The sequence below is a fragment of the Streptomyces fradiae genome (assembly GCF_041270065.1).
Classification (GTDB): Bacteria; Actinomycetota; Actinomycetes; order Streptomycetales; family Streptomycetaceae; genus Streptomyces.
The window spans coordinates 24194-44768 of the sequence record NZ_CP065958.1 but is presented as its reverse complement, the minus strand read 5'-3'; the positions used below and the strand labels follow the sequence as shown (position 1 = coordinate 44768).

The 20575-nt window shown below is 73.6% G+C and carries 17 protein-coding genes; 3 read left to right on the top strand and 14 right to left on the bottom strand.

All coding sequences use genetic code 11. The features are described 5' to 3' along the window. From JAO84_RS00180 to JAO84_RS00155, 6 genes are all read right to left on the bottom strand, one after another. Entirely contained in the window at positions 1 to 732 is a 732-nt protein-coding gene (locus JAO84_RS00180; protein WP_370409307.1) for a MarR family transcriptional regulator, read from the bottom strand. Positions 733 to 1196: 464 nt separating this feature from the next. Beyond that, positions 1197 to 1490, bottom strand: coding sequence for a hypothetical protein (locus JAO84_RS00175; RefSeq protein WP_370409306.1), 294 nt, complete (start codon positions 1488 to 1490; stop codon positions 1197 to 1199). 131 nt (positions 1491 to 1621) lie between these two features. Then, the gene (locus tag JAO84_RS00170) at positions 1622 to 2878 is read right to left on the bottom strand and encodes an ABC transporter permease (protein WP_370409305.1); all 1257 of its coding nucleotides are present in this window, start codon (positions 2876 to 2878) and stop codon (positions 1622 to 1624) included. Positions 2879 to 2952: 74 nt separating this feature from the next. Then, complete coding sequence (locus JAO84_RS00165) at positions 2953 to 3753, bottom strand: ABC transporter ATP-binding protein (RefSeq protein WP_370409304.1); 801 nt, start codon at positions 3751 to 3753, stop codon at positions 2953 to 2955. Continuing rightward, positions 3753 to 4952, bottom strand: coding sequence for a peptidoglycan-binding protein (locus JAO84_RS00160; protein WP_370409303.1), 1200 nt, complete (start codon positions 4950 to 4952; stop codon positions 3753 to 3755). The genes JAO84_RS00165 and JAO84_RS00160 overlap by 1 nt, the downstream gene beginning before the upstream one ends. After that, positions 4949 to 5461: a hypothetical protein gene (locus tag JAO84_RS00155; RefSeq protein WP_370409302.1), complete on the bottom strand. Its 513-nt coding sequence runs from the start codon at positions 5459 to 5461 to the stop codon at positions 4949 to 4951. The genes JAO84_RS00160 and JAO84_RS00155 overlap by 4 nt, the downstream gene beginning before the upstream one ends. Positions 5462 to 5550: 89 nt before the next feature. On the opposite strand from JAO84_RS00155, the gene JAO84_RS00150 reads away from it, so the two are divergent. Together JAO84_RS00150 and JAO84_RS00145 are read left to right on the top strand one after the other, a co-directional pair. Next, positions 5551 to 6210: a response regulator transcription factor gene (locus JAO84_RS00150; protein WP_370409301.1), complete on the top strand. Its 660-nt coding sequence runs from the start codon at positions 5551 to 5553 to the stop codon at positions 6208 to 6210. An 80-nt stretch (positions 6211 to 6290) separates the two neighbouring features. After that, positions 6291 to 7511, top strand: a complete 1221-nt coding sequence (locus JAO84_RS00145) for an ATP-binding protein (RefSeq protein ID WP_370409300.1) — start codon at positions 6291 to 6293, stop codon at positions 7509 to 7511. Here JAO84_RS00145 and JAO84_RS00140 read toward each other — a convergent pair. Both JAO84_RS00140 and JAO84_RS00135 read right to left on the bottom strand, forming a co-directional pair. Continuing rightward, positions 7508 to 9157, bottom strand: coding sequence for an MFS transporter (locus JAO84_RS00140; protein ID WP_370409299.1), 1650 nt, complete (start codon positions 9155 to 9157; stop codon positions 7508 to 7510). The genes JAO84_RS00145 and JAO84_RS00140 overlap by 4 nt on opposite strands. Positions 9158 to 9252: 95 nt before the next feature. Beyond that, the gene (locus JAO84_RS00135) at positions 9253 to 10233 is read right to left on the bottom strand and encodes an NAD(P)/FAD-dependent oxidoreductase (RefSeq protein WP_370416616.1); all 981 of its coding nucleotides are present in this window, start codon (positions 10231 to 10233) and stop codon (positions 9253 to 9255) included. A 132-nt stretch (positions 10234 to 10365) separates the two neighbouring features. Between JAO84_RS00135 and JAO84_RS00130 the strand changes: the two genes are divergently transcribed. Continuing rightward, a complete protein-coding gene (locus tag JAO84_RS00130) occupies positions 10366 to 10977 on the top strand; it encodes a helix-turn-helix domain-containing protein (RefSeq protein ID WP_370409298.1) in 612 nt (203 codons plus the stop codon). A gap of 87 nt (positions 10978 to 11064) precedes the next feature. On the opposite strand, the gene JAO84_RS00125 is transcribed toward JAO84_RS00130, so the two are convergent. The 6 genes from JAO84_RS00125 to JAO84_RS00100 all read right to left on the bottom strand — a co-directional run bounded on the left by JAO84_RS00125 (position 11065) and on the right by JAO84_RS00100 (position 20574). After that, entirely contained in the window at positions 11065 to 11403 is a 339-nt protein-coding gene (locus tag JAO84_RS00125; protein ID WP_370409297.1) for a hypothetical protein, read from the bottom strand. 231 nt (positions 11404 to 11634) lie between these two features. Continuing rightward, entirely contained in the window at positions 11635 to 13524 is a 1890-nt protein-coding gene (locus JAO84_RS00120; RefSeq protein WP_370409296.1) for an amino acid adenylation domain-containing protein, read from the bottom strand. Between the two features lies 1 nt (position 13525). Continuing rightward, positions 13526 to 15397 (bottom strand): acyl-CoA dehydrogenase family protein, encoded by a 1872-nt coding sequence (locus tag JAO84_RS00115; RefSeq protein WP_370409295.1) that lies wholly within the window; start codon positions 15395 to 15397, stop codon positions 13526 to 13528. Positions 15398 to 15425: 28 nt separating this feature from the next. Next, complete coding sequence (locus JAO84_RS00110) at positions 15426 to 16184, bottom strand: thioesterase II family protein (RefSeq protein WP_370409294.1); 759 nt, start codon at positions 16182 to 16184, stop codon at positions 15426 to 15428. Further along, positions 16181 to 19222 (bottom strand): type I polyketide synthase, encoded by a 3042-nt coding sequence (locus tag JAO84_RS00105; RefSeq protein ID WP_370409293.1) that lies wholly within the window; start codon positions 19220 to 19222, stop codon positions 16181 to 16183. Before JAO84_RS00105 ends, JAO84_RS00110 begins: the two co-directional genes overlap by 4 nt. A gap of 41 nt (positions 19223 to 19263) precedes the next feature. Further along, a complete protein-coding gene (locus JAO84_RS00100) occupies positions 19264 to 20574 on the bottom strand; it encodes an MFS transporter (protein WP_370409292.1) in 1311 nt (436 codons plus the stop codon). Position 20575 lies beyond the last annotated feature (1 nt).

Here is a 20575-nt window from a genome sequence, read left to right as displayed (position 1 = left end):
TCATCCGAGACGGGACTTCATCGTGAAACCGCTGGCCCCCGGGGTGCGGTACGGCAGGTCCGCGTCCGCGCCCGCCGTGCCGGCGCCGTGGGCCGCGCGTCGCGGTTCGAGCGCCGGGACCGACCGTGATTCCGTCGTCCCGAGCACCTCGCCCCGGCCGGCTCGCTCAAGGAGTCCTTCGCCGAGCATCCGGGAGATCTCGACGGTGACGTGGTAGACGCCGCGCCCCACCATGAAGGCGATGTCCCGTGCCGTACGCCGGCCGTTGGCGTGGAAGAGGATCTCCCTCCGCTGCCGGGCCAGGTGTTCGGCCGGCCCCACGACACCGGCGCCGGCGACGACCCGCTCGCGATCGGGGAGTACGGCCTGCGGCAGCGCGGCGAGGCCGGCGACCTTGCGGGCCGCCTCGTCGAGGAGCTTCAGCGGGTCGTCCCCACGGGCGGCGAGCGTCGTCGGCGCGTTCCGCGGCGGGACGGCGACGCACTCGGCGGTCTCGCCCGCGACGACGGCGAAGACCGCGTCCCGCAGGGCCATCACCGTGACCACCTGCAGTTCGGCCGCGCCGATGTGACCGCGCGTCACGAGTTCCTCGGCCGGCACGAGCGTCCCGGTCGGCAACGCTGTCGCCCAGTCCGCCGCGCTGACCCGTCCGGACCGCAGCAGCAGCGCCTCCGCCGTCGGAGCGCCAGGTGTCTCGACCGCGAACACCTGGCCCTGCCGCAGGTGGAACACTCCGCCCGGCCTGCCGTGTACCCGCAGGGCGAGGGTGGAACGTGCCGCCCTGCACTGAGTCAGGGCGAGGTAGAGCAGCCTGTGCCGAGCACGGTGCGGGCAGTTGCTCGTATCCAGCAGAACCCACCCTTTCCAGGCCTGTCGCACGCTCGATGCGGAGAATCTCGTACAGGCGTCTGGGGGGTGACACCGACAGGGAAGTGTTTATCAGCCGTCAGGACAAACATTCCATCAGAGACATCATGTGACAGAATCTGCAACATTGCGCCGAACTGGGCCTGTTGGAAGATCGAATCGAAGACCGGATTCGTGCGAATTCATTCGCGGTGCAGGTGAGTTGGCGCGTGCGCGCCGCGTCCCGGCACGACGATGCCCCGGACGCGGTGCGACCGGGGCAATCGGCGTGGTGCGATGCGGTGTGGGTGTGGGTGTGGGTGCGGGTGCGGGAGCGGTCCGAACCGCACCTACCGGACGACGACGTTGTGTGCCGGAATGATCGTGGGCCGCAGGTCGGCATGGCCGAGCTCGGCCAGGACCGGACCGAACGTCTTCGCGTGGGTCTCCAGGGCCTCCGCGCTCTCCCAGACCTCGGTCACGCGGAACCCTCCGTCGACCGGCCCCGCCGCATGGGAGACGAGCCCCGGGTTCGGCAGGTCCGCGAACCGGGAGAAGCCTCGGCCGCCCGTCACGCGATCGATGACCGCGTCGTAGAGCTCCTGTCCGGCGCCGGGGAGGTCGAACGTGACGATGATGGCCATGGTGATGCTCCTGTCTCGGTCCGCCGTGCGACCGCGGCGGCGCTCGCGAGCATAGCTCTGGGTGGTCGGGTGAACTCACAGGGCGACAGGCGGGGTTGGTCTCGCTCGGACGCCCGGAGCGGGACCGGTCGCTACGCCGCCGCCAGCGCCAGGGTCGGTGACTGGCGGGCGGCGCGGACCGCCGGGTACAGGCCCGCCACCGTGCCGATCGCGAGAGTCGCGACGAAACCGGCCCCGGCCGCCCAGGGCGGGACCACCCAGGGCAGGCCGCCCGCGGAGGCGTACACCGCCGTCGCCGCGCCGCCGAGCACGACGCCGGCGATGCCGCCGAGGCCCGACAGCATCAGCGATTCCGTGACGAACTGGATCCGGATCTGACCCCGCGTCGCGCCGAGCGAGCGGCGCAGCCCGATCTCGTGGCGTCGCTCCAGGACCGAGATGATCATGGTGTTGGCGACGCCGACACCACCCACGAGCAGGGCGATGCCGCCGAGCCCGAGGAGCAGCGTGGAGAACGCCCCCTCCGTCGCCGCCTTCGCCTTGAGCGCCTCGGACGGGTCGCTCACCGCCACGTTCTGCGGGTTCCGCGGGTCGATCGTCGGGGCGAGCAGCCGCTGGACCTGCCGGACGGACGCGTCCGTGGACCGCTCGTACACCGCCGTCGGATGCCCGTCGAAGCCGAGCAGCCGCTGCGCGCTCTCCCAGCCGACCAGCGCCGAGCGCTCGATCTCGGGGGCGAGCGGCAGGGGGTCGAGGATGCCGACGACGGTGAAGTACCGGTGGCCGATCCACACCTGCCGTCCGGGCCGGTCGATGCCAAGGCGTTCCGCCGCGACATGGCCGAGCACCACGGAGGGGTAGCGTCCGTTGGCGGCGTTCAGCCAGATGCCGGACGCCGTCGTGCCGCGCAGCACGCCGAGCAGGCCCTCGGTCGCCGCTTTCACGGCGATGCCGCCGGTCTCCGCCTCCGGGATCAACTGCGAGCGCCGCACCGTGTGCCGGAGGTCCGCGCTCGCGCCGGTCTCCTCCACGCCCTCGATGCGGCCGACCATGCCGACGGCGTCCTTGGGCAGCTTCACCTCCTGGCCGCTGAACACCCCCTCGCCTGGCTTCGCCACCAGCATGTTGGTGCCGAGGGCGTCGAGCCGTTGGAGCAGTTGCGCCTGGCTGGAGGCCGAGATGCCCACCACCGCGATCATCGTCGCGATGCCGATGGCGATCCCGAGCGCCGAGAGCACCACCCGCATGGGCCGGCTGCGCAGCCCGGCCGAGCCGACGTGCAGGACGTCGCGCGGCCGGAGCCGGCGGGCTCTGAGCGCGCCGGCCTCCCGGCCGGCGGCACCGGAACCGGCCCGGGACGCGCCCTGGGACGTCACCTGGAAAGCCATCGTGCCTCGTGGCGTGCCGTGGGACCTCGCCCGCCAAGTCGGCCGGTTCGTCCCGCGCTTGCGTGTGCCGGCCATCAGCTCACGCCCTTTCCCGGCTCCGACGGGGCCGAGTCCGCGACGACCCTGCCGTCGCGGATCCGGACCTGCCGGGGCAGGCGACGTGCGATCTCGGTGTCGTGGGTGATGACCGCGATCGTCGCCCCCTCCTGGTGGAGGGCGTGCAGCAGTTCCATGACGGTCTCGCCGGACGCCGTGTCCAGGGCGCCGGTCGGCTCGTCGGCGAGCAGCAGGTCAGGTCCGCCGACGACCGCGCGGGCGATCGCGACGCGCTGCTTCTGACCGCCGGACAGCTCGTGCGGCCGGTGGCCGGCGCGGTCGGCGAGGCCGACCCGTGCCAGTGCCTCGACGGCGAGCCTGCGGCGCCGGGCCCGGGGCATTCCGGAGTAGAGCAGTCCCTCGGCGACGTTGTCCACGGCGCTGACGCCCTGGGCCAGGTGGAAGGCCTGGAAGACGAAGCCGATGTGACGGGCGCGCAGGGCGGAGAGCCGCCGGTCGGTGAGCGCGGCGATGTCGTGACCGGCGATCGCGACCGTGCCGGCGGTCGGCCGGTCGAGGGTGCCGACGATGTGGAGCAGGGTCGACTTGCCGGAGCCCGAGGGGCCGACGATGCCGACGAGTTCACCCGCGCCGACGGTGAGGTCGACGCCGTCGAGCGCGCGGACGCAGCCCGCGTACTCCTTGACGACGCCGCTGAGCTCCACGACCGGCACCCGGACGGGGGAGGGGCGGGGGACCTGAGCCGGATCCTGAGCCGGATCCGGGGGCGGATCCGGGGTCGGGCCGGGGTCCGCGAGGTGTTCCAGTGTGCCGGTCATCAGGACGGCACCCCGACCTTCATGCCCTCGCGCAGCCCCTGGCCGCTGATCTCGACCCTGCCCTGGGCGAACATGCCGAGCTCGACCCTGACGTCCCTCGCCGTACCGTTCTCGACGACCTGGACGCCGAATCCGCCGTCGGGTAGCGCGAGCAGGGCGTTGACGGGCACGGAGAGGACGTCCCGACGGGTCTGGCCGGCCAGCTCGACGGTGACCGGGGACTGGTCGACGCCCCGCACCTCGTCCGGCTCGTCGAAGGAGACCGTGACATCGATCTTCGGGGTCTTGTCCTGGGGGTCGTCACCGGCTGTCGCGGTCCTGCCGACCGCCGACACCTTCCCCGGCAGCCGCTTGCCGTCCGGAAGCGTGACCTGGACCCGCGTCCCGGTCTTCGCCGAGCCGGCCTCGGAGGCCGGTACCCGGAAGGCCACGACCCGCTCGGAGCCCGTCACCGTGAGGACCGTCGAGCCCGGTGCGACCCGGTCGCCGACGGCGATCCGAACGCCCGCGCCGCCTCCGCCACCCCCGTCGCCCGAGCCCGTACCGGAGCCGGAACCCGCCTCCCTCACCCGTACCGCGCTGCCCGCGAAGGCGATCCGGTCGGGGCCGACGGTGCCGGTCTGCCGCAGGTCGTGCGACTTCTGCCAGCGCTTGACCGCCGCTGCGGTCTTCGCGGTGTACTCCTCGTCGACGTCGAAGCCGGTGAACCCGAGGGCGGCCAGGTTCTCCTCCAGCTGCCGTACGTCCGTGCCCTTGTCGCCGGTCTTCAGACTCCGGTACATGGGCTCGTCCCCGTACATCAGCCGGACGGCCTCGCCGTCGACCTCGTAGAGCCGCTCGTCCCGCCGCACCACGGAGCCGGACGGCGCGAGCCAGGTGAGGGTGCCGCCGGGACCGCCCGCGTTGATCTTCCGCTCCCCGAGGTGCCCGAGCGTGCCGTCCTGCTGCGAGCTGTCGGTGAGGTCGCCCCGGGTGACCGGAGCCGTGGCGGGCGGCAGCCCCTTGGCGCCGGTGCCGGCACCTGCGCCGCCGGCCGGAGGCTCCTTCGGCGCGGTCAGGGCGGTGACGGCGACGCCCCCACCCGCGACGGCGACGATCGCGAGGAGGGCGAACCCGAGCCGCCGCCGCCCGAGCGGCCGCCGTCGCTCGTCCGGGTACGGGTCCGGGTCCGCCGCGCCCTCCGCCGTACCGCCGCTCATCGGGCCACGCCTTCGCACGCCTCGGCGGCCTTCTCGAACTTCTGCTTCTGCGCGCCCTTCGGTATCGGCAGGGCCTGCTGCGCGCCGCCGTCGAACCTCGGGTCGGGCATGTCGAAGCCGTTCTCGCGCATGCACTTCGCGTACGCGAGCGCCTTGTCCTTGTCGGCCTGCGTCGGCTCCTTGCCGAACCCGGCGCCGCCGGCCTTGTCCGCGCAGGCCTTGAACGCCTTCTCCATCTTCTCCTTGGACATGCCGTCACCGCCGATGGTGAGCCCCACGCCGCTCTCGCCCGGCTTGGGCTCGGGCACGTCGAGCCCCTGCTCGCGCAGGCACTTGCGGTGCTCGAAGGCCTGGTCGGCCTTCCTGCCCTCCTCGGTCACGCTCCGGTCGTTCCTCCCGCCCGCGTCGGCGGCTCCTCCGCCGGTCCAGGAGCAGGCGGTGGCGAGCAGGGCGAGGGCGGCGGCCAGACAGGGCGCGGCAGCCGCTCGGGTGATCCGTCGAATCGTCATGCCGAGGAGCGTGCCGCGCGGGGATGTTTCGCTTCTCTCAGCGGTTTCGTTTACACCGGCGAAAGGCCCCCTTCGGATAGACAGGGGCCATGCGCGTACTGGTGGTGGAGGACGAGGCGTTCCTCGCGGAGATGATCGCCGAGGGGCTGCGCCGTGCCGCGCTCGCCGTGGACGTCGCGGCCGACGGCCTGGAAGCCCTGCGGAAACTGCGGTTCGGCGAGTACGACGTCCTCGTCCTCGACCGCGACCTGCCCGGGACGCACGGCGACGAGGTGTGCCGCCACGTGGTCGAGCGGCGGCTGATGACCCGGGTCCTGATGCTGACGGCGGCCGGTACGGTACGGGACCGGGTCGAGGGCCTGGGGCTCGGCGCGGACGACTACCTGACCAAGCCCTTCGCGTACGACGAACTCCTCGCCCGCGTCCTGGCCCTGGGCCGGCGGGCCAGGCCCGCGCTGCCACCCGTCCTCGAGCGGTCCGGGATCGCCCTGGACACCGCCCGCCGCCAGGCGAGCCGGGACGGCCGGCATCTGCATCTGTCGCCCAAGGAGTTCGGCGTCCTGGAGGCGCTGCTGCGGGCCGAGGGGGCCGTGGTCAGCGGCGAGGACCTGATCGAGCAGGTCTGGGAGGAGCACACCAGCTACCGCACGAACGCGGTACGGGTCACCCTCAGCAAGCTGCGGGCCAAGCTCGGCGAGCCACCGGTCGTGGAGACGGTCCCCGGAGCCGGCTACCGGATCGCGTCGTGAACGCCCGGCGGAAGACGTTTACGACACCGCACCCTCGCCCGCCCAGGACACCGGGCCCGGGCGTGGGGCATGGCCGCCTGTTGCCGTTCCGTGGTGAACGGGCCCGGCTGACCGCCCTCTACACCGGGCTGCTCCTCCTTGCCGGGGCCCTGCTCACGGGCGTCGTGTACGTGCTCGTGCAGGAGGGCCTGTACGCGTCCATCAGCACGGCCGTCACCACCGCCGTACCGGCCCATCGGCTGGAACAATTGCCGTCCGCCCGGCCGACCGCCTTCCCGACCGGGATGCCGACCGCCGCACCGGCGAGCCCCGCACCGGCGAGCCCCGGACCGAGCACCGGCACCGGCGTCGTCCCGCGCGAGGCCCTGGCGATCACGCGGACACTCAGCGACGCCGCGGAGTCCGCGGCCCTGGACCGGCTCCTCACCGTCTCCGTCACGGTCTTCGTCTGCTACGCCGTCCTGTCCGTAGCGCTCGCCTGGTGGACCGCGGGCCGGGTGCTCCGGCCGATCGCCGTGATCACCGACACCGCCCGCCGGCTGTCCGGCGAGAACCTGCACGAGAGGATCGCGCTCGACGGGCCGCCCGGCGAGCTCAAGCGGCTCGCCGACACCTTCGACGGCATGCTCGGCCGGATGGAACGGCTCGTCTCCGCACAGCAGCGGTTCGCGGCCAACGCCGCGCACGAACTGCGCACCCCGCTCGCCGTGCAGCGGGCGGCCGCCGAGATCGGGCTCGCCGGCGAGCCGTCCGCGGAGCGGGTGGCACGGATGCGTTCGAAACTCATCGAGGTCGCCGACACGAGCGAGCGGATCATCGAAGGGCTGCTCCTCCTCGCCGCCTCCGAACAGGGCCTCAAGGAACGCCGCCCGGTCGCCCTGGACGACCTCGCCCAGCAGACCGCGGCCGCGCTGGCCGACGAAGCGGCCGACCGCGGCGTGCACATCGCGGTCCGGGCCCTGCCGCTCACCGTCCAGGGGGATCCGGTGCTCCTGGAGCGCCTCCTGCACAACCTCGTCGCGAACGCGGTACGGCACAACGTCCCGCGGGGGCACGTCGAGGTGCGCACCGGCCCGGACACCGGCATCGAGGTGACCAACACCGGTCCCGTCGTACCGCCCGACACCGTCCCGCTGCTCTTCGAGCCCTTCCGCCGACTCCACGAGCGCACCCACACACCCGGCGAGGGCGCGGGCCTCGGCCTGTCGATCGTCGACGCCGTCGCCCGGGCGCACGGGGCCCGGGCGACGGCGACGGCCAACGCGGAGGGCGGCGGCCTGACCGTCCGGGTGGAGTTCTAGCCGACCGAGGACTGCTGGAAGGCGTCCGTGGCGTCCGTGGCGTCCGTCGCCTGTGTGGTCTCGGTGGCCTCAGTCTCGTCCGAGGCCGCGGGGGTCCTGCGCTCCGGGCCGCGGAAGACCACGTAGACGAACAGGACGCCCATGACGGCGACGCCTGCCCACATGGCCTGCTGCCAGCCGTCGACGAAGGACTGCTGGGCCGCGTGGAGAACGTCCTGCGCGTGCCGGCCGGCGCTGCCCGCCGCCTCGACGGCGTTGGCGACGCCCTCCCGGGCGGTCTCCGCAGGTCCCTCGGGGACGCCGTTCAACCGGCCGTCGATGGCCCGGCGGTAGCCGGCGGCGAGCAGCGCACCGAGCAGGGCGACCCCGAGCGCGGTGCCGAACTCGCGCGTGACGTCGTTGAGTGCCGACGCGACGCCCTGCTTGTCGCGCGGCAGGGAGCCGGTGATGGCCTCGGTGGACGGGGTCATCGACAGGCCCATGCCCATTCCCATGGCGAGCATGCCGGGCAGTACGGCGAGGTATCCGCCGTCGACCGAGACGAACAGCGCCATCAGCGCCAGGCCGACACCGGCCAGCGCGATGCCCATGGCCATCGTCGGGCGGGAGCCCAAATGGGCGGCGAGCTTGGGGGCCAGGCCCGAGGACAGCATCATCATGACGGCCATGGGCATCAGCGCCACCGTGGACAGCAGGCCCGACCAGCCGAGCACGGCCTGGAAGAACGGGAACAGGACCACGGCGATGCCCGCCTGGACACCGAAGACCACGAGCAGCGTGAGCGAACCGCCCGCCAGGCCGCGCTCGCGGAACAGGCGTACGTCGAGGAGCGAGGCGTCCCGACGGCGCAGCTCCCAGGCCACGAACCCGACGGCCGCCGTGAGTCCGACGGCGAGGCCGACCAGCGTCGCGGGGGCGGTCCAGCCGCGCTCGGGGCCTTCCTGCAGGACGAAGATGAGACCCACCACGGCCACGGCGGAGACGAGTGCGCCGACCGTGTCGAAACGATGCGCCGAACTCTCCCGGGAGTCGGGAACCGCCTTCACCGTCAGGACCAGGGCGGCGACGACCAGGACCACCGGCAGGACGAACAGCCCGCGCCAGTCGGCTATGTCGACGAGGAGAGCGGAGAGGAACATGCCCAGGATGCCGCCGCCTCCGGCGACGCCGGTCCACACGCCGATCGCCTTGCCGCGCTGCTCCTCGGGGAACGTGGAGGTGATGACCGCGAGCGTGATCGGCATGATCATCGCTGCCCCGATGCCGACGGCCACCCGGGCGGCGAGCATGACCTCGGCCGACGGGGCCAGACCCGCGACCACGTTCGCCACGCCGAAGACGCCCAGCCCGGCGACCAGCGTGGGCTTGCGGCCCAGGCGGTCGCCGATCGCGCCGAGCGGGAGCAGCAGCGCGGCCAGGGCGAGCGTGTAGATGTTGATGATCCACAGGACGGTGTTCTGCGAGGCGCCGAACTCCACCGCCAGGTGGGTCTGGGCGACGTTCAGCCCGGACACGGAGGCGACGACGGCCATCAGGGCGATCGAGACGGCGATCAGGATCGTGCGCAGCCGGCGGGCATCGGGTACGGCGCCGGGTACGGCCTCGGCGCCGGCTTCAGCGGTGTCCACGGGATGGTTCGTACTCATGGTTTCCTCTCGAAAGGGCATACGGAGTCAGCGCCGGGCGGGGGCCGGTCGCCGAGTGAAGGGAATGGGGGCCCGCGCGCCACCGGGCCGGGACGTCAGGAGGCGGGTGCCTCGCCCCGGGCCGCGGCCGCGAGGGCCGCATCGGTGTCGGCGGCGACAAGCAGGGCGTTGATGTGCGCGCCGGCCAGGGCGCCGGCCGCGGCGGAGGCGCCGACCTGCGCGGTGAGCTCGGTGGCGTTGCCGGCCACCCACACCCCCGGCACCTCGGTGGCGCCGGCCGGGCCCGAGGCGAAGCGGCGGCCCATGCCGTCGGGCAGTTCCTCCATCGGCAGCCTCAGACCGGCCAGGCCCTCCGTACGGGCCTGCATCCGCGTGGCGACCGCGAGGACCCGACGGGCCACGAACCGACCGTCGGCCAGGCGTACACCCGCGAGGCCGCCGTCCTCGTCGCTCGTGACCTCCCGTACCGGGGTGTCGACGGTGCGGATGCCGCGGGCGGCGCACCGGGCGCGGGTGTCCTCGTCCAGGGCGGTGCCGCGGGTGAAGTAGACCAGGTCCTCGGTCAACTGGCGGAAGAGAAGCGCCTGATGGACGGAGGCGGGACCGGTGGCGAGAACGCCGATGGGCGCGTCGCGCACCTCCCATCCATGGCAGTACGGGCAGTGCACCACGCCCTGTCCCCAGTGCCGCGCCAGGCCCGGGACCTCGGGCAGCACGTCGCGCAGCCCGGTGGCCACAAGCACGCGGCGCGCGGTCACCTGCCGTCCGTCGGTGAGGGCGATGCCGAAGCGCAGGTCCCCGTCGGCCGACGGGGCGGCGGGCTCGGCCGAGGCCACCTCACCGAGGACGACGTGGCCGCCGTACCGGCGCACCTGCTCCCGGCCCCGCCGAAGGATCTCCAGGGGCGGGGTGCCGTCGAGCACGATGAAGCCGTGCATGGCGTCGGCCGGCGCGTTGCGCGGAGTGCCGCTGTCGATCACCACGACCGAGCGCCGGGAGCGGGCGAGCATCAGCGCACCGTTCAGCCCGGCGGCACCGCCGCCGATCACCACCACGTCGACGGTCCCGTCAGGCATCGCGTCGCTCGCGTACACGGAAGCAGCCACAGCCAAGGCCTCCTGCCCTTTCCTCGTGCGTGGCCCGAGGAGCTCCGGACCCACGGCAACGACGTTAGGCGGGCCTTGCGGTGCAGGCATACGATGTTGCGTATGACGCAAGAAGATGGCGATCTGGACAGCCTCGTACGCAAACGGATCCGCGCTCTGCGCGTGGCGCAGGGCTGGTCCCTGGACGAGCTGGCCACCCGCGCCAACCTCAGCCAGTCCTCCCTGAGCCGCATCGAGAACGGCCGGCGCCGCCTCGCCCTCGACCAGCTGGTCGTCCTCGCCCGCGCCCTGGACACCACGCTGGATCAGCTCGTGGAGACCGCCGCCGACGACGTCGTCACCAGCCCGATGATCGACAGCGCCCACGGGCTGATGCGCTGGCCCGTCAAGGGCGATCCCGGCATGACCGTGGTGCGCCAGCGCATGACCGAACCGCCGCCCGAGAATCCGGCGCGCATGCGGGCCCACCCGGGGCGCGAATGGCTGGTCGTCCTGTCCGGCACCGCGATCCTCATGCTCGGCCACCGCCGCTTCCGCGTCGAGACCAACCAGGCGGCCGAGTTCCCCACGATGATGCCGCACGCCATCGGAGCCGACGGCGGACCCTGCGAGATCCTCGGCATCTTCGACCGCGACGCCCGCCGCGGCCACCAGCGCGGGGACGGTGACACCACCCCTCAGGGCACCGACACCGCCCAGGGCGCCGACGGCTGACCGCGCGGTGGTGACACCTCGGCGTTCGCCGGGCCTGCCGCGGCGGCGAGCCCGCCGCCGCGGCGTTCATTCCCGGCGCGGCGCGGGTCACACGGTGTGGCTGATCCACCGCCGGAGCGCGGCGTGCGTGGTGTCGTCCAGCTCGCACAGCGCGGTGATGGCGTCGAGGTCGCCCGGCAGCGGCGCGATGCCCGCGGTCGTGAGAGCCGCGTGCAGCTCCAGCCGGCGCCGGTCGGCCGGCTCGAGCGGATCGGCCAGCCGGCTCGCCGGGTCCGGTGCGGGCAGGGCGTAGTCACCCGGCTCCAAGAGGCCGCAGACGGTCGAGTGCGGCTCGGGCAGGTCGTCGACGATTGCGGCGGGGAAGCGGTAGGGGTCGAGATCCCACAGCCCGGCGGTGTTCGAGGTGAAAGCCTGAAAACCAGTCACAAGTGCCTCCTTGGTCGTCATGCCACTGCGGAGGACGACAGCGTGGGCGGCGGGGTCGGTTGCGGCAGACGACATATGCCACCCGAATGCCCCCTACGGCATCTCGTCACAAGTCCGATCAACCGACCGGTCCGTGCGGTCGATCGGGTGATCCCTCACCGGCCGCCCCGGCTCGCCACAGCGGCGCCTGACCCAGGGTCAGGCGCCGCAGGACCAGCTGGTGGATACCCCCTACCCCGCGTCGAGGAGCTCGGCCAGCTCCGCGATGGTGGGGTGGTCGAAGATGGCGTCGAGCGGGACCGACGTGCCGAGGCGGTTACGGATGCGGGAGGCCATGCGGCTCGCCTGCAGCGACTGGCCGCCCAGGGCGAAGAAGTCGTCGTCGCGGGTGACCCGCGGCAGGCCGAGGATCTCGGTCCAGATGGCCGCCAGGGCCTGCTCGGTGCCGGGGAGCGGAGCGCCGGCCTCCGTGGGGGAGTGCGACGTGGGCACGTCCGACGGCACCGCCGTCACGGCGGAGGCCAGAGCACGCCGGTCCACCTTGCCGTTCGGGGTCAGCGGGAGCGAGTCGAGCCGCACCAGGCGGTCGGGCAGCAGATAGTGCGGCAGACGGTCGGTCAGACGCTCACGGATCGCATCGAGCGGGCCGGCCTCGGTGTCCGCACCCACGCCCGCCTGCAGTACGAGGCAGGCCACGAGCGTGCCGTCGTCCGCCCGCTCCCCGTGGAGGAGCACGGCCGCGTCGGCGACGAGCGGGTCCTGGCGCAACGCCGACTCGATCTCGGCCGGTTCCACGCGATAGCCGCGCTTCTTCAGCTGCTGATCGGCCCGGCCGAGGAAGTCGATCGTGCCGTCGGGGCCGTACGTGGCCAGATCACCGGTCGCGTAGAGCCGCTCGCCGCACGCCCAGGGGTCGGGCACGAAGCGCTCGGCGGTCAGGGCCGCGTCACCCACATAGCCGCGGGCCACCCCGAAGCCGCCCGCGTAGAGGTGGCCGGGGACACCCGGCGGCACCGGACGCAGGTCGTCGTCGAGGATCTCGGTCCAGGTGCCGTCGACGGGGCGGCCGATAGGGATGCGCGGCGCCTTCGTGTCGGCCGCCGTGACGGTGTGGCACGCGGTGAAGGTCGTCACCTCCGTCGGACCGTAGCCGTTGATGAGCGTGCAGTGCGGCGCCGCCCGCAGGAACCGGCCGGCGTGGTCGGGGGACATCACGTCGCCGCCGGTCAGCAGCTGCTGCAGGGCGGCGAGGTCGTCCGGGCATTCGTCGACCATGATGTTGAACAGTCCCGCCGTGAGCCACGCGCAGGTGACGCGTTCCTCGCGCAGCAGCGTGCCCAGCTCCTGCGGGGAGAGCGGGCCGGGCGGTGCCACCACCAGCCGCGCGCCGTTGGCGAGCGCGCCCCAGATCTCGAACGTCGCCGCGTCGAAGGAGACCGAGGACAGCTGGGCGATCACCTGGTCCGCGTCCAGGCGGGCGTAGTTGGGCTCGTCGACCAGACGGACGATGCCCGCGTGGCGTACGGCCACGGCCTTGGGCGTACCGGTCGATCCGGACGTGAACATGATGTAGGCGACATCGTCCGGGCGTGGGTCCGGATACGCGGTCACGGCCGGCGCGCCCATCGAACCGGCCTCGCCGCCTGCTTCCTCGTACGCCGCCGCCTCTTCGACGTCCAGCACCGTCACGGCCGTCATGGCCGTCATCGCCCCATCGGCGAGGTCGGCCCGCCCGGCGAGCCACCCCGGGGTACTCCCGCGCGACACGACGACCCGGGCGCCGGCCAGTTCCAGCATCGCCGTCAGCCGCGCCACCGGATACTCCGGGTCCAGGGGGACGTAGCAGCCGCCGGCCTTCAGGATCGCGAGGACGGCCACGACGAACTCCGCCGAGCGGTCCAGAAGGACCCCGACCGGGACGTTGCCCGTCACGCCCGCCCGGTGCAGCCGCTGGGCCAACCGAGCGGCGCGGGCGTCGAGTTCGGCGTAGGTGAGGTCGAGGCCCGCGCAGGTGAGGGCGACGCGGTCGGGTGTGGCGAGCACGTGCCCGGCGAACAGTTCGTGGACGCACAGGTCCGCACAGCGTGCGTCGTGCACCCGGCGGGTGAAGCCGTTGCGCATGTCAGCGACCATCCCTTTCCGTAGAGCTGGATTCCGTAGTGCTGGATTCCGTGGAGCCGGATTCCGTGGAGCCGGCGTTCGGCAGGTCGGTGATCACGTCCGTGACGAGGAAGTCGCAGCCGGTGCCGGTCAGCAGCGCCTCCACCGGCCCCGCGACCGACGGCTCGCCGTCCCGGTCGCCCCGGCCGTCGTCCCGGTCGTCCAGCACGGGCCACAGCCCGGCGAGCCGGCGACGCGCGGCGGCGCACGCCAGGTCGGCGAGCGGCAGCTGCTCCGGGTGGCCCTGAGCCGCGCGGGCGGCGGCCCGGGCCAGGACGAGAGCCATGCCGAGAAGTTCGGTGCCGATCCGGCCGAGGACGGTGGTGCGGCGCTGCCGGGCGAACACCTCCTGCGCGGACCGGCCGATGGTCAGCCGCGCACAGGCGGAGGCGAGCCTGTGTGCCTCGGCGTGGAGATGCTCCAGGTGCTCCCGGCACGGCGGGGACAGATGGGCGCCGTCGGGCGCGGGCACCCGGTCCAGGAGCGTGATGTCGGGCGGCTCGCCGGTGGTCCAGCAGGTGCTCAGGGCGGCCTCGGCCGACCACCGGTCGACCATGAAGTCGACGCCGCCGGCCACCCGCAGGGCCCGTGCGTCCCGGAAGAACCGCTCCACGGGAAAGGGCTGGGCGCCCCGCCGGGCCTTGCTGGCGGCGGTCTCGTACCCCTCTCCGCCGAGCAGCGAGACCGTACGGTCCACCGTGCGCCAGCAGGCCAGCGAGACGAGGTTCTTCGCCGCCGTCAGTTCCGGCTGGCTGTCCCCGGACTCGTGGGCCTGCAGGACCCACGCCATCACGCTGTCGATGGTGTACACGTCCGCGGCCGTCGCGGCGATGCGGTGCCGGATCTCCTCGTACTCCGCGAGGCTGCGCCCGTCGATGACGCGCTCGGCGGCGAACGCACGGGACCAGTGCAGACACAGCCGGGCGATGGCGAGGGACGACGGGCCGATCACCAGCATCCGCCCGAGGGAGGCGAGTTGTCCGAGATCGGTGGGCGTGAATCCGGCCTCGGCCACCGGGCGGGAAACCGCCTCCGGCTCCCCTACGCCCGGCTTCTCTTCGCCCGGCTCCCGATCACAAGGCTCCCGTTCCCCCGGACGCATCCGCCAGCTGTCCTCGGACTCGTCCATCAGGTGGAAGGCGGGCACCCGGACCCGGTCCAGTCGCAGCCGGCCGATCTCGGCGCCGTGCAGGCCCATGAACTCGTGCCGCCCCAGCGCCCGGAACCCCTCCGCGCGGCTGTCCACGAACAGCAGACGGACCTCGTCCGGGCCGTCGGGGCACGGGACGGTGGCGGAGACGTCCATCAGGTCGGCGACCGTGCCGTTGCCGATGAACACCTTCTCGCCGGTGATCTCGTAGAACTTCCCGCCGTCCACCGGAACGGCCGTGGTCGCCCGCCGTTCGTTGGCCGTGCCGATGGGTTCGGCGTCCGCGCCGGCCGAGACGATGCCCTCGCGCACGCGCTCGGTGATGAGCTCCTTCAGCGGTCCGGCGGGCAGCAGTGGCAGGTACGAGCCGGAGCCGAAGCCGTTGGTGATGGCGAGGCTGAAGGCCACCGGTGTGCACCAGCTCGCCGCGACCTCCAGGACCCGGAAGGCGTGGTACGGCGTCAGGCCGAGCCCGCCCAGGTCCGTGCCGATCATCAGCTTCAGGAATCCGCCCTCGCGCAGCGCGGGCATGAGCTCCTGCGGGAGGCGGCCCGTGCGTTCCACCTGTTCGGGGTCGACGTGCTCGCGGAGCAGCCGGGCCATCGCGGCGACCGCCGCGTCCCCGGCCGCCCGGCCGGGACCGGCGCCCGGCTCGGGGAAGGCGAGGAGCCGCTGCCAGGGCACGGTCCCCGAGTAGAGGGTGTGCAGCGGACTACGCGAGGGGGCGGTCGAGGGGACGGTCGAGGACGCGGTCGAGGAGGGCGAAGAAGACATCGGGGCACTCCCGGAAGTAGAAGTGGTCGCCAGGAAGGATCTGCAGGTCGAACGGCCCGGTGGTGTACGTGCGCCAGGCGCCGAGGCCGTCGAGCGGCTCGGAGTCGTCGCTGCCGCCCAGCACGGTGAGCGGGCAGGACAGCGGGGGCACCGGCCGGTGCCGGTAGCCGCTGACGATCTCCAGATCGGCCCGCAGACTGGTGAGCAGCAGATCGCGCAGCTCCGGGTCCTCGTGCAGCCCGGCCGGCAGCGGACCGTACGTCCGCTCGACGGCGGCCGCCAGCTCAGGTCCGTCCAGGTGCCGCAGCGACGGCCTGACCGGCAGGGCGTGCGGCGCGGCGGTGCCGGACAGGACCAGCGCCCGCGGTCCGGGCAGGCCCCGTTCGCGCAGGGCGAGCGCCGTCTCGTACGCGACGAGCGCGCCGAGGCTGTGGCCGAAGAGGGTGTACGGCTCCTCGAACGCGACCTGGGAGACCAGGGCGTCCACGAGCGGCGCCATGTCGGTGTACGGCTCCTCGTCCAGGCGGCTGCCGCGGCCCGGCGGCTGCACGGCCCGGACCCGGTGCGCGGGAAGCCGCGTGGCCCAGCGCAGGTACTCGCCCGGCGAACCGCCGCTGTGCGGGAAGCAGTACACGTGGGCCCCCTGCGGGTCACCGCCCGGGCGGGAGAGCACCCACCGGGTGCGGGTCCGTGTCATTCCCCGGCCTCCTTCGCCAGCTCGATCGCCGCGGCCAGCCGGGCCACCGTGGGCGCCCGGAACACCGCGCGGACGGCGACCTCGGCGCCGGACGCGGCGCGGATCAGCGCGCAGTACTGCGCCGCGACCAGGGAGTCGCCCCCGTAGTCGAAGAAGTTGTCGTGCCGTCCGACCCGGTCCAGGCCGAGCACTTCGGCGAACGCCGCCGCGACGGCCCGCTCCAGGGGGCCGACCGGCTCCTCGTACTCGTCGCCGAGGTCGGGCCGTGCGTACTCGACCGAGCCGCCGCCTCCACCGGCCTCCGGCTCCGGTGCGACCGCCGTGACCTCGGCCACCGGAACTCCGGCGCCAGGAACCCCGGCCTGGGCCGCCGGGGCCGCCAGCCGGAATCGCTGCCGCTCGAACGGGTAGGCCGGCAGCGGGGTACGGCGCCGGGACTCGCCGCCGTGCACGGCCGCCCAGTCCACGGCCACGCCCTCCTGCCACAGCCGGCCCAGGGCGGTCATCAGCGTCAGACCGCCGCCCGCCTCGTCGGCGGCGTGCGGGAGGCTGGGCGCGAGGGCGCGGTCCGCCCCGCAGTCCGGGTGCCGGCGCGCGAGGGTGGTCAGCGTGTGGCCCGGTCCGATCTCCAGCAGGGCGTGGTCGCCGGCGGCGAACAGGGTGCGCAGCGCCTGCTCGAACCGGACGGTGTGCCGCAGGTGCCCGCTCCAGTACGACGGGTCGCAGGCCTGCTCCGGGGTGACCGGAAGTCCGGTGCGGTCGGAGATCCAGGGCAGGACCGGCGGCCGCAGCGTCACCTCGGCGAGATGCTTCTCGAACTCGGGCAGGGCCGGTTCGACCAGCGCGGAGTGGGCGGCGGCGCTGATGTGCAGCAGCCGGGCGTCCACCCCCTGCGCGTCCAGGCGCCCGCGGACCGCGGCGATCCCGTCCGTGGTGCCGGTGAGGACGCACTGCCGGGGCCCGTTGACCGCGGCGACGGACACCTCGGCCGGGAGCAGCGGCAGCAGTTCGTCCTCGGACAGCGGGACGGCCAGCATGGCCCCGCCCGGCAGGCCGTCGAGAATCCGGCTGCGCTCCAGGACCAGGCGCAGGGCGTCCGGCAGGTCGAGCACGCCCGCCACGGTGGCCGCCGCGTACGCGCCCAGACTGTGCCCGAGGACGATCGCGGGCTGCACCCCCCAGGAGCGCCACAGCGCCGCGAGCGCGCACTGCGTGGCGAACACCGCCACCTGGCTGCAGCGCATGGTCCGCAGCAGCGCGGCGGCCTCGCCGCTCTCGCTGTTTTCGTCCTCCGACGGGTAGAGCACCGAGCGGATGTCGGTCCCGAGTTCGGGCTCGGCAAGGCGCGCGCACTCGTCCACCACGTCCCGGTACACCGGCTCGTGCCGGTACAGGTCGCGGGCCATGCCGATGTGCTGCCCGCCCTGGCCGGGGAAGAGGAACGCCACGGGGCGCGGCCGCCCCCGGTAGCGGGACGGGGACAGGGCCCCCGGGTCACCGCCCGCCAGGAGCCCGGCGGCCTCCTCGTGGCCGGTGGCCGCGACGAAGCCCCGGTGGGTGAACTCCGCCCGCCCGGTCTGCAGGGTCCACGCGACGTCCGCCAGTGGGGCGGCGCCGTCGCGCAGCGCGGCGCCGAGCCGCAGGGCGCCGGCCTTCAGCGCGGTGCCGGTGCGGGCGGACAGGGGGAGCAGCTGGTACGGGCGGCCCGGGGAGCCGGCCGGAAGCGGCGGCGCCTCCTCCAGGACGACATGGGCGTTGGTGCCGCCGATCCCGAGGGAGTTCACGCCGGCACGGCGCGGAGCCGCTCCCCGCGGCCAGGGGCGAGCGGTCGCACTGACCGTGAACGGGGTCCGGTCCAGATCGAGTTCGGGGTTGGGCCGCTCGAAGTGGACGGTTCCCGGGATCAGCTCATGGCGCAGCGCCAGCACCGTCTTGATGAGGCCGACGACCCCAGACGCCGCGTCCGTGTGCCCGAGGTTGCTCTTGACCGACCCCAGGACGCAGGAGCCGGGCCCGCCCGGCGCGTCCGCGAACGCCTTGGCCAGCGCGCGGACCTCGATGGGGTCGCCCACCGGCGTGCCGGTGCCGTGCGCCTCGACGTAACCGATGCTGTCCGCGCTCACGCCGGCGACCAGATGCGCGGCCCGGACGGCGGCGACCTGCCCGTCGACGCTCGGCGCGGTGAATCCGGCCTTGGCCGCGCCGTCGTTGTTGACCGCGGAACCGCGGACGACGGCATGGATCTCGTCCCCGTCGCGCAGGGCGTCCTCGAGGCGCTTGAGTACGACGACCCCGACGCCGTCGCTGGAGACGGTGCCCGTGGCGGCCGCGTCGAACGCCCGGCAGTGGCCGTCGTGGGCCAGCAGACCGTCGCCGAGGTTCTCGTCCACGGGGTGCGGGACGCGCAGCGTGACCCCGCCCGCGAGGGCCAGGTCGCACTCGCCGGCGAGGAGCGCCTGCAGGGCCGTGTGCACCGCGACGAGCGAGGTCGAGCAGGCGGTCTGCACGGTCACGGCGGGGCCGTTGAGGCCGAGCTTGTAGGCGACCCGGCTGGTCAGGAAGTCCGCTCCGCCGGCGAGGCGCAGCTGCCACTCGCTCACCCCGGGGAACGCGGCCCGGTGGGCGAGCAGGGTGGAGAAGTGCCCGGTGTCGCCGCTGCCCCCGTAGACGCCGACCGGTCCCGGGTGGCGGCCGGGGTCGTACCCGGCGTGTTCCATCGCCTCCCAGGCGCACTCCAGGAACGCCCGGTGCTGCGGGTCGAGCAGCAGGGCCTCGCGCGGGGCGTAGCCGAAGAAGGCCGCGTCGAACTCGTCGGCGCCGTCGACGGCACCGTAGGCGGACGCCCGGCCGGTCTCCGGGGCGGCCGGCCGGCGGGTGAGGGGTTCCTCGCCGCGGACCAGGACCTGCCACAGGCCGTCGAGGTCCCGGGCACCGGGAACCCGGGCCGCCATCCCCACCACGGCGGCGAAGCCGCCGATGTCCTCCGCCTCTTCCGGCGCCCTTCCCGACGCCTCTTCCACGTGCTCTGTGCTGTTCATTCTTCCCCCGTCGTTCGCGTCGAATGTCGGAACGTGCCCTGTCATGCCGCGCCTTCCGTCTCCAGGGGCGGCGCACCTGCCTCGTCGGTCGATTCCTGCTTCGGCCCGGACTCCGGACCGGACTCCGGCTCCGGCTCCTGCTCGGGTCCCTCGACGTAGCCGCGGATGCGCGAGAACAGCGGCGGCAGGACGGAGAGGGCGCACACGCCGGCCGCGGCCCACAGCACGCCCCGGATGTCGAGCGGTCCGACGAGGACACCGCCGACGGCGGCGCCCAGCGGCACCGAGCCCCAGGAGATGAAGCGCAGCGTCGCGTTCATCCGCCCGAGCAGCCGTGCCGGGGTGACCGTCTGGCAGATCGTCACCTGCAGGATGTTGAAGACGACCACGCCCAGGTACACCACGAACAGTCCGGCCGCGAAGCCGACCGCCCCGCCGGCCAGCGGCACGAGCGCGGCACCGGCACTGAAGACCACGATGCTCACCAGGACCGTACGGCCCGCGCCGAGGCGCTCGGCGAGCCGGCCGCTGATCGCGGCGCCCACGAGCCCGCCGGCGCTGCCGACGGCGAGGGCGATGCCGATCACGCCGGACTCCAGGTGGAGGGTGGTCGCCGCGTACGGGACCTGCAGGGCCAGCACCGCCGCGAAGGCGAGGTCGGCGGCGAGGGCGCACAGCGCCAGCGGCCGTACCAGCGGGTGCGCGAAGACGAACCGGACGCCTTCGGCGATCTCCTTGCGCAGGCTCATCTGCTCGATCGGCTCCGGCGGCACGTCCCGGCCGCGCACCCGCAGCAGGAAGAAGGCCGACAGGATGTAGCTGAACACGTCGACGGCGATGGCGACGGGCACGGTGAAGATCTGGATCAGGAATCCGCCCGCCGTCGGCCCGCCGAGCTGCGCGACCGAGCGCGCCCCCTCCAGCTTGGCGTTCCCGTCGGTCAGTTCGTCCTGCTCGATGAGCGCGGGCAGGTACGACAGCTGCGCGATGTCGAAGAAGATCGTGCCGAGGCCGATCACGAACGCGACGACGAACAGCAGCGGAAGGCTCAGCGCGTCGAGGACGTACGCGAGCGGGACGGCGGCCATCGCCACGGCCCGTACGACGTCGGACACGATCAGCACGGCGCGCCGGGGCAGCCGTTCCACCCAGGCGCCGGCCGGCAGGCCGAGCAGCAGGGAGGGCAGGAACTCCACCGCGGCGAGCATGCTGACCTCGGTCGCCGAGGCGTCGAGCAGCAGCAGTGCCATCAAGGGGAAGGCCAGCACGCTGACCTGGGTGCCGATCAGGCTGACCGAGTGCGACAGCCAGAGGTTGCGGTAGTCGGGGACCCGCCACAGGTTGCGCTGCATG

Coding starts and splice junctions, on each gene's coding strand:
- JAO84_RS00150 (WP_370409301.1), top strand. CDS start 5,551: ATGCGCGTACTGGTGGTGGAGGACGAGGCGTTCCTCGCGGAGATGATC.
- JAO84_RS00170 (WP_370409305.1), bottom strand. CDS start 2,878: ATGGCTTTCCAGGTGACGTCCCAGGGCGCGTCCCGGGCCGGTTCCGGT.
- JAO84_RS00120 (WP_370409296.1), bottom strand. CDS start 13,524: ATGCGCAACGGCTTCACCCGCCGGGTGCACGACGCACGCTGTGCGGAC.
- JAO84_RS00110 (WP_370409294.1), bottom strand. CDS start 16,184: ATGACACGGACCCGCACCCGGTGGGTGCTCTCCCGCCCGGGCGGTGAC.
- JAO84_RS00100 (WP_370409292.1), bottom strand. CDS start 20,574: ATGCAGCGCAACCTGTGGCGGGTCCCCGACTACCGCAACCTCTGGCTG.
- JAO84_RS00160 (WP_370409303.1), bottom strand. CDS start 4,952: ATGAGCGGCGGTACGGCGGAGGGCGCGGCGGACCCGGACCCGTACCCG.
- JAO84_RS00140 (WP_370409299.1), bottom strand. CDS start 9,157: ATGAGTACGAACCATCCCGTGGACACCGCTGAAGCCGGCGCCGAGGCC.
- JAO84_RS00165 (WP_370409304.1), bottom strand. CDS start 3,753: ATGACCGGCACACTGGAACACCTCGCGGACCCCGGCCCGACCCCGGAT.
- JAO84_RS00105 (WP_370409293.1), bottom strand. CDS start 19,222: ATGAACAGCACAGAGCACGTGGAAGAGGCGTCGGGAAGGGCGCCGGAA.
- JAO84_RS00155 (WP_370409302.1), bottom strand. CDS start 5,461: ATGACGATTCGACGGATCACCCGAGCGGCTGCCGCGCCCTGTCTGGCC.
- JAO84_RS00175 (WP_370409306.1), bottom strand. CDS start 1,490: ATGGCCATCATCGTCACGTTCGACCTCCCCGGCGCCGGACAGGAGCTC.
- JAO84_RS00130 (WP_370409298.1), top strand. CDS start 10,366: ATGACGCAAGAAGATGGCGATCTGGACAGCCTCGTACGCAAACGGATC.
- JAO84_RS00135 (WP_370416616.1), bottom strand. CDS start 10,233: ATGCCTGACGGGACCGTCGACGTGGTGGTGATCGGCGGCGGTGCCGCC.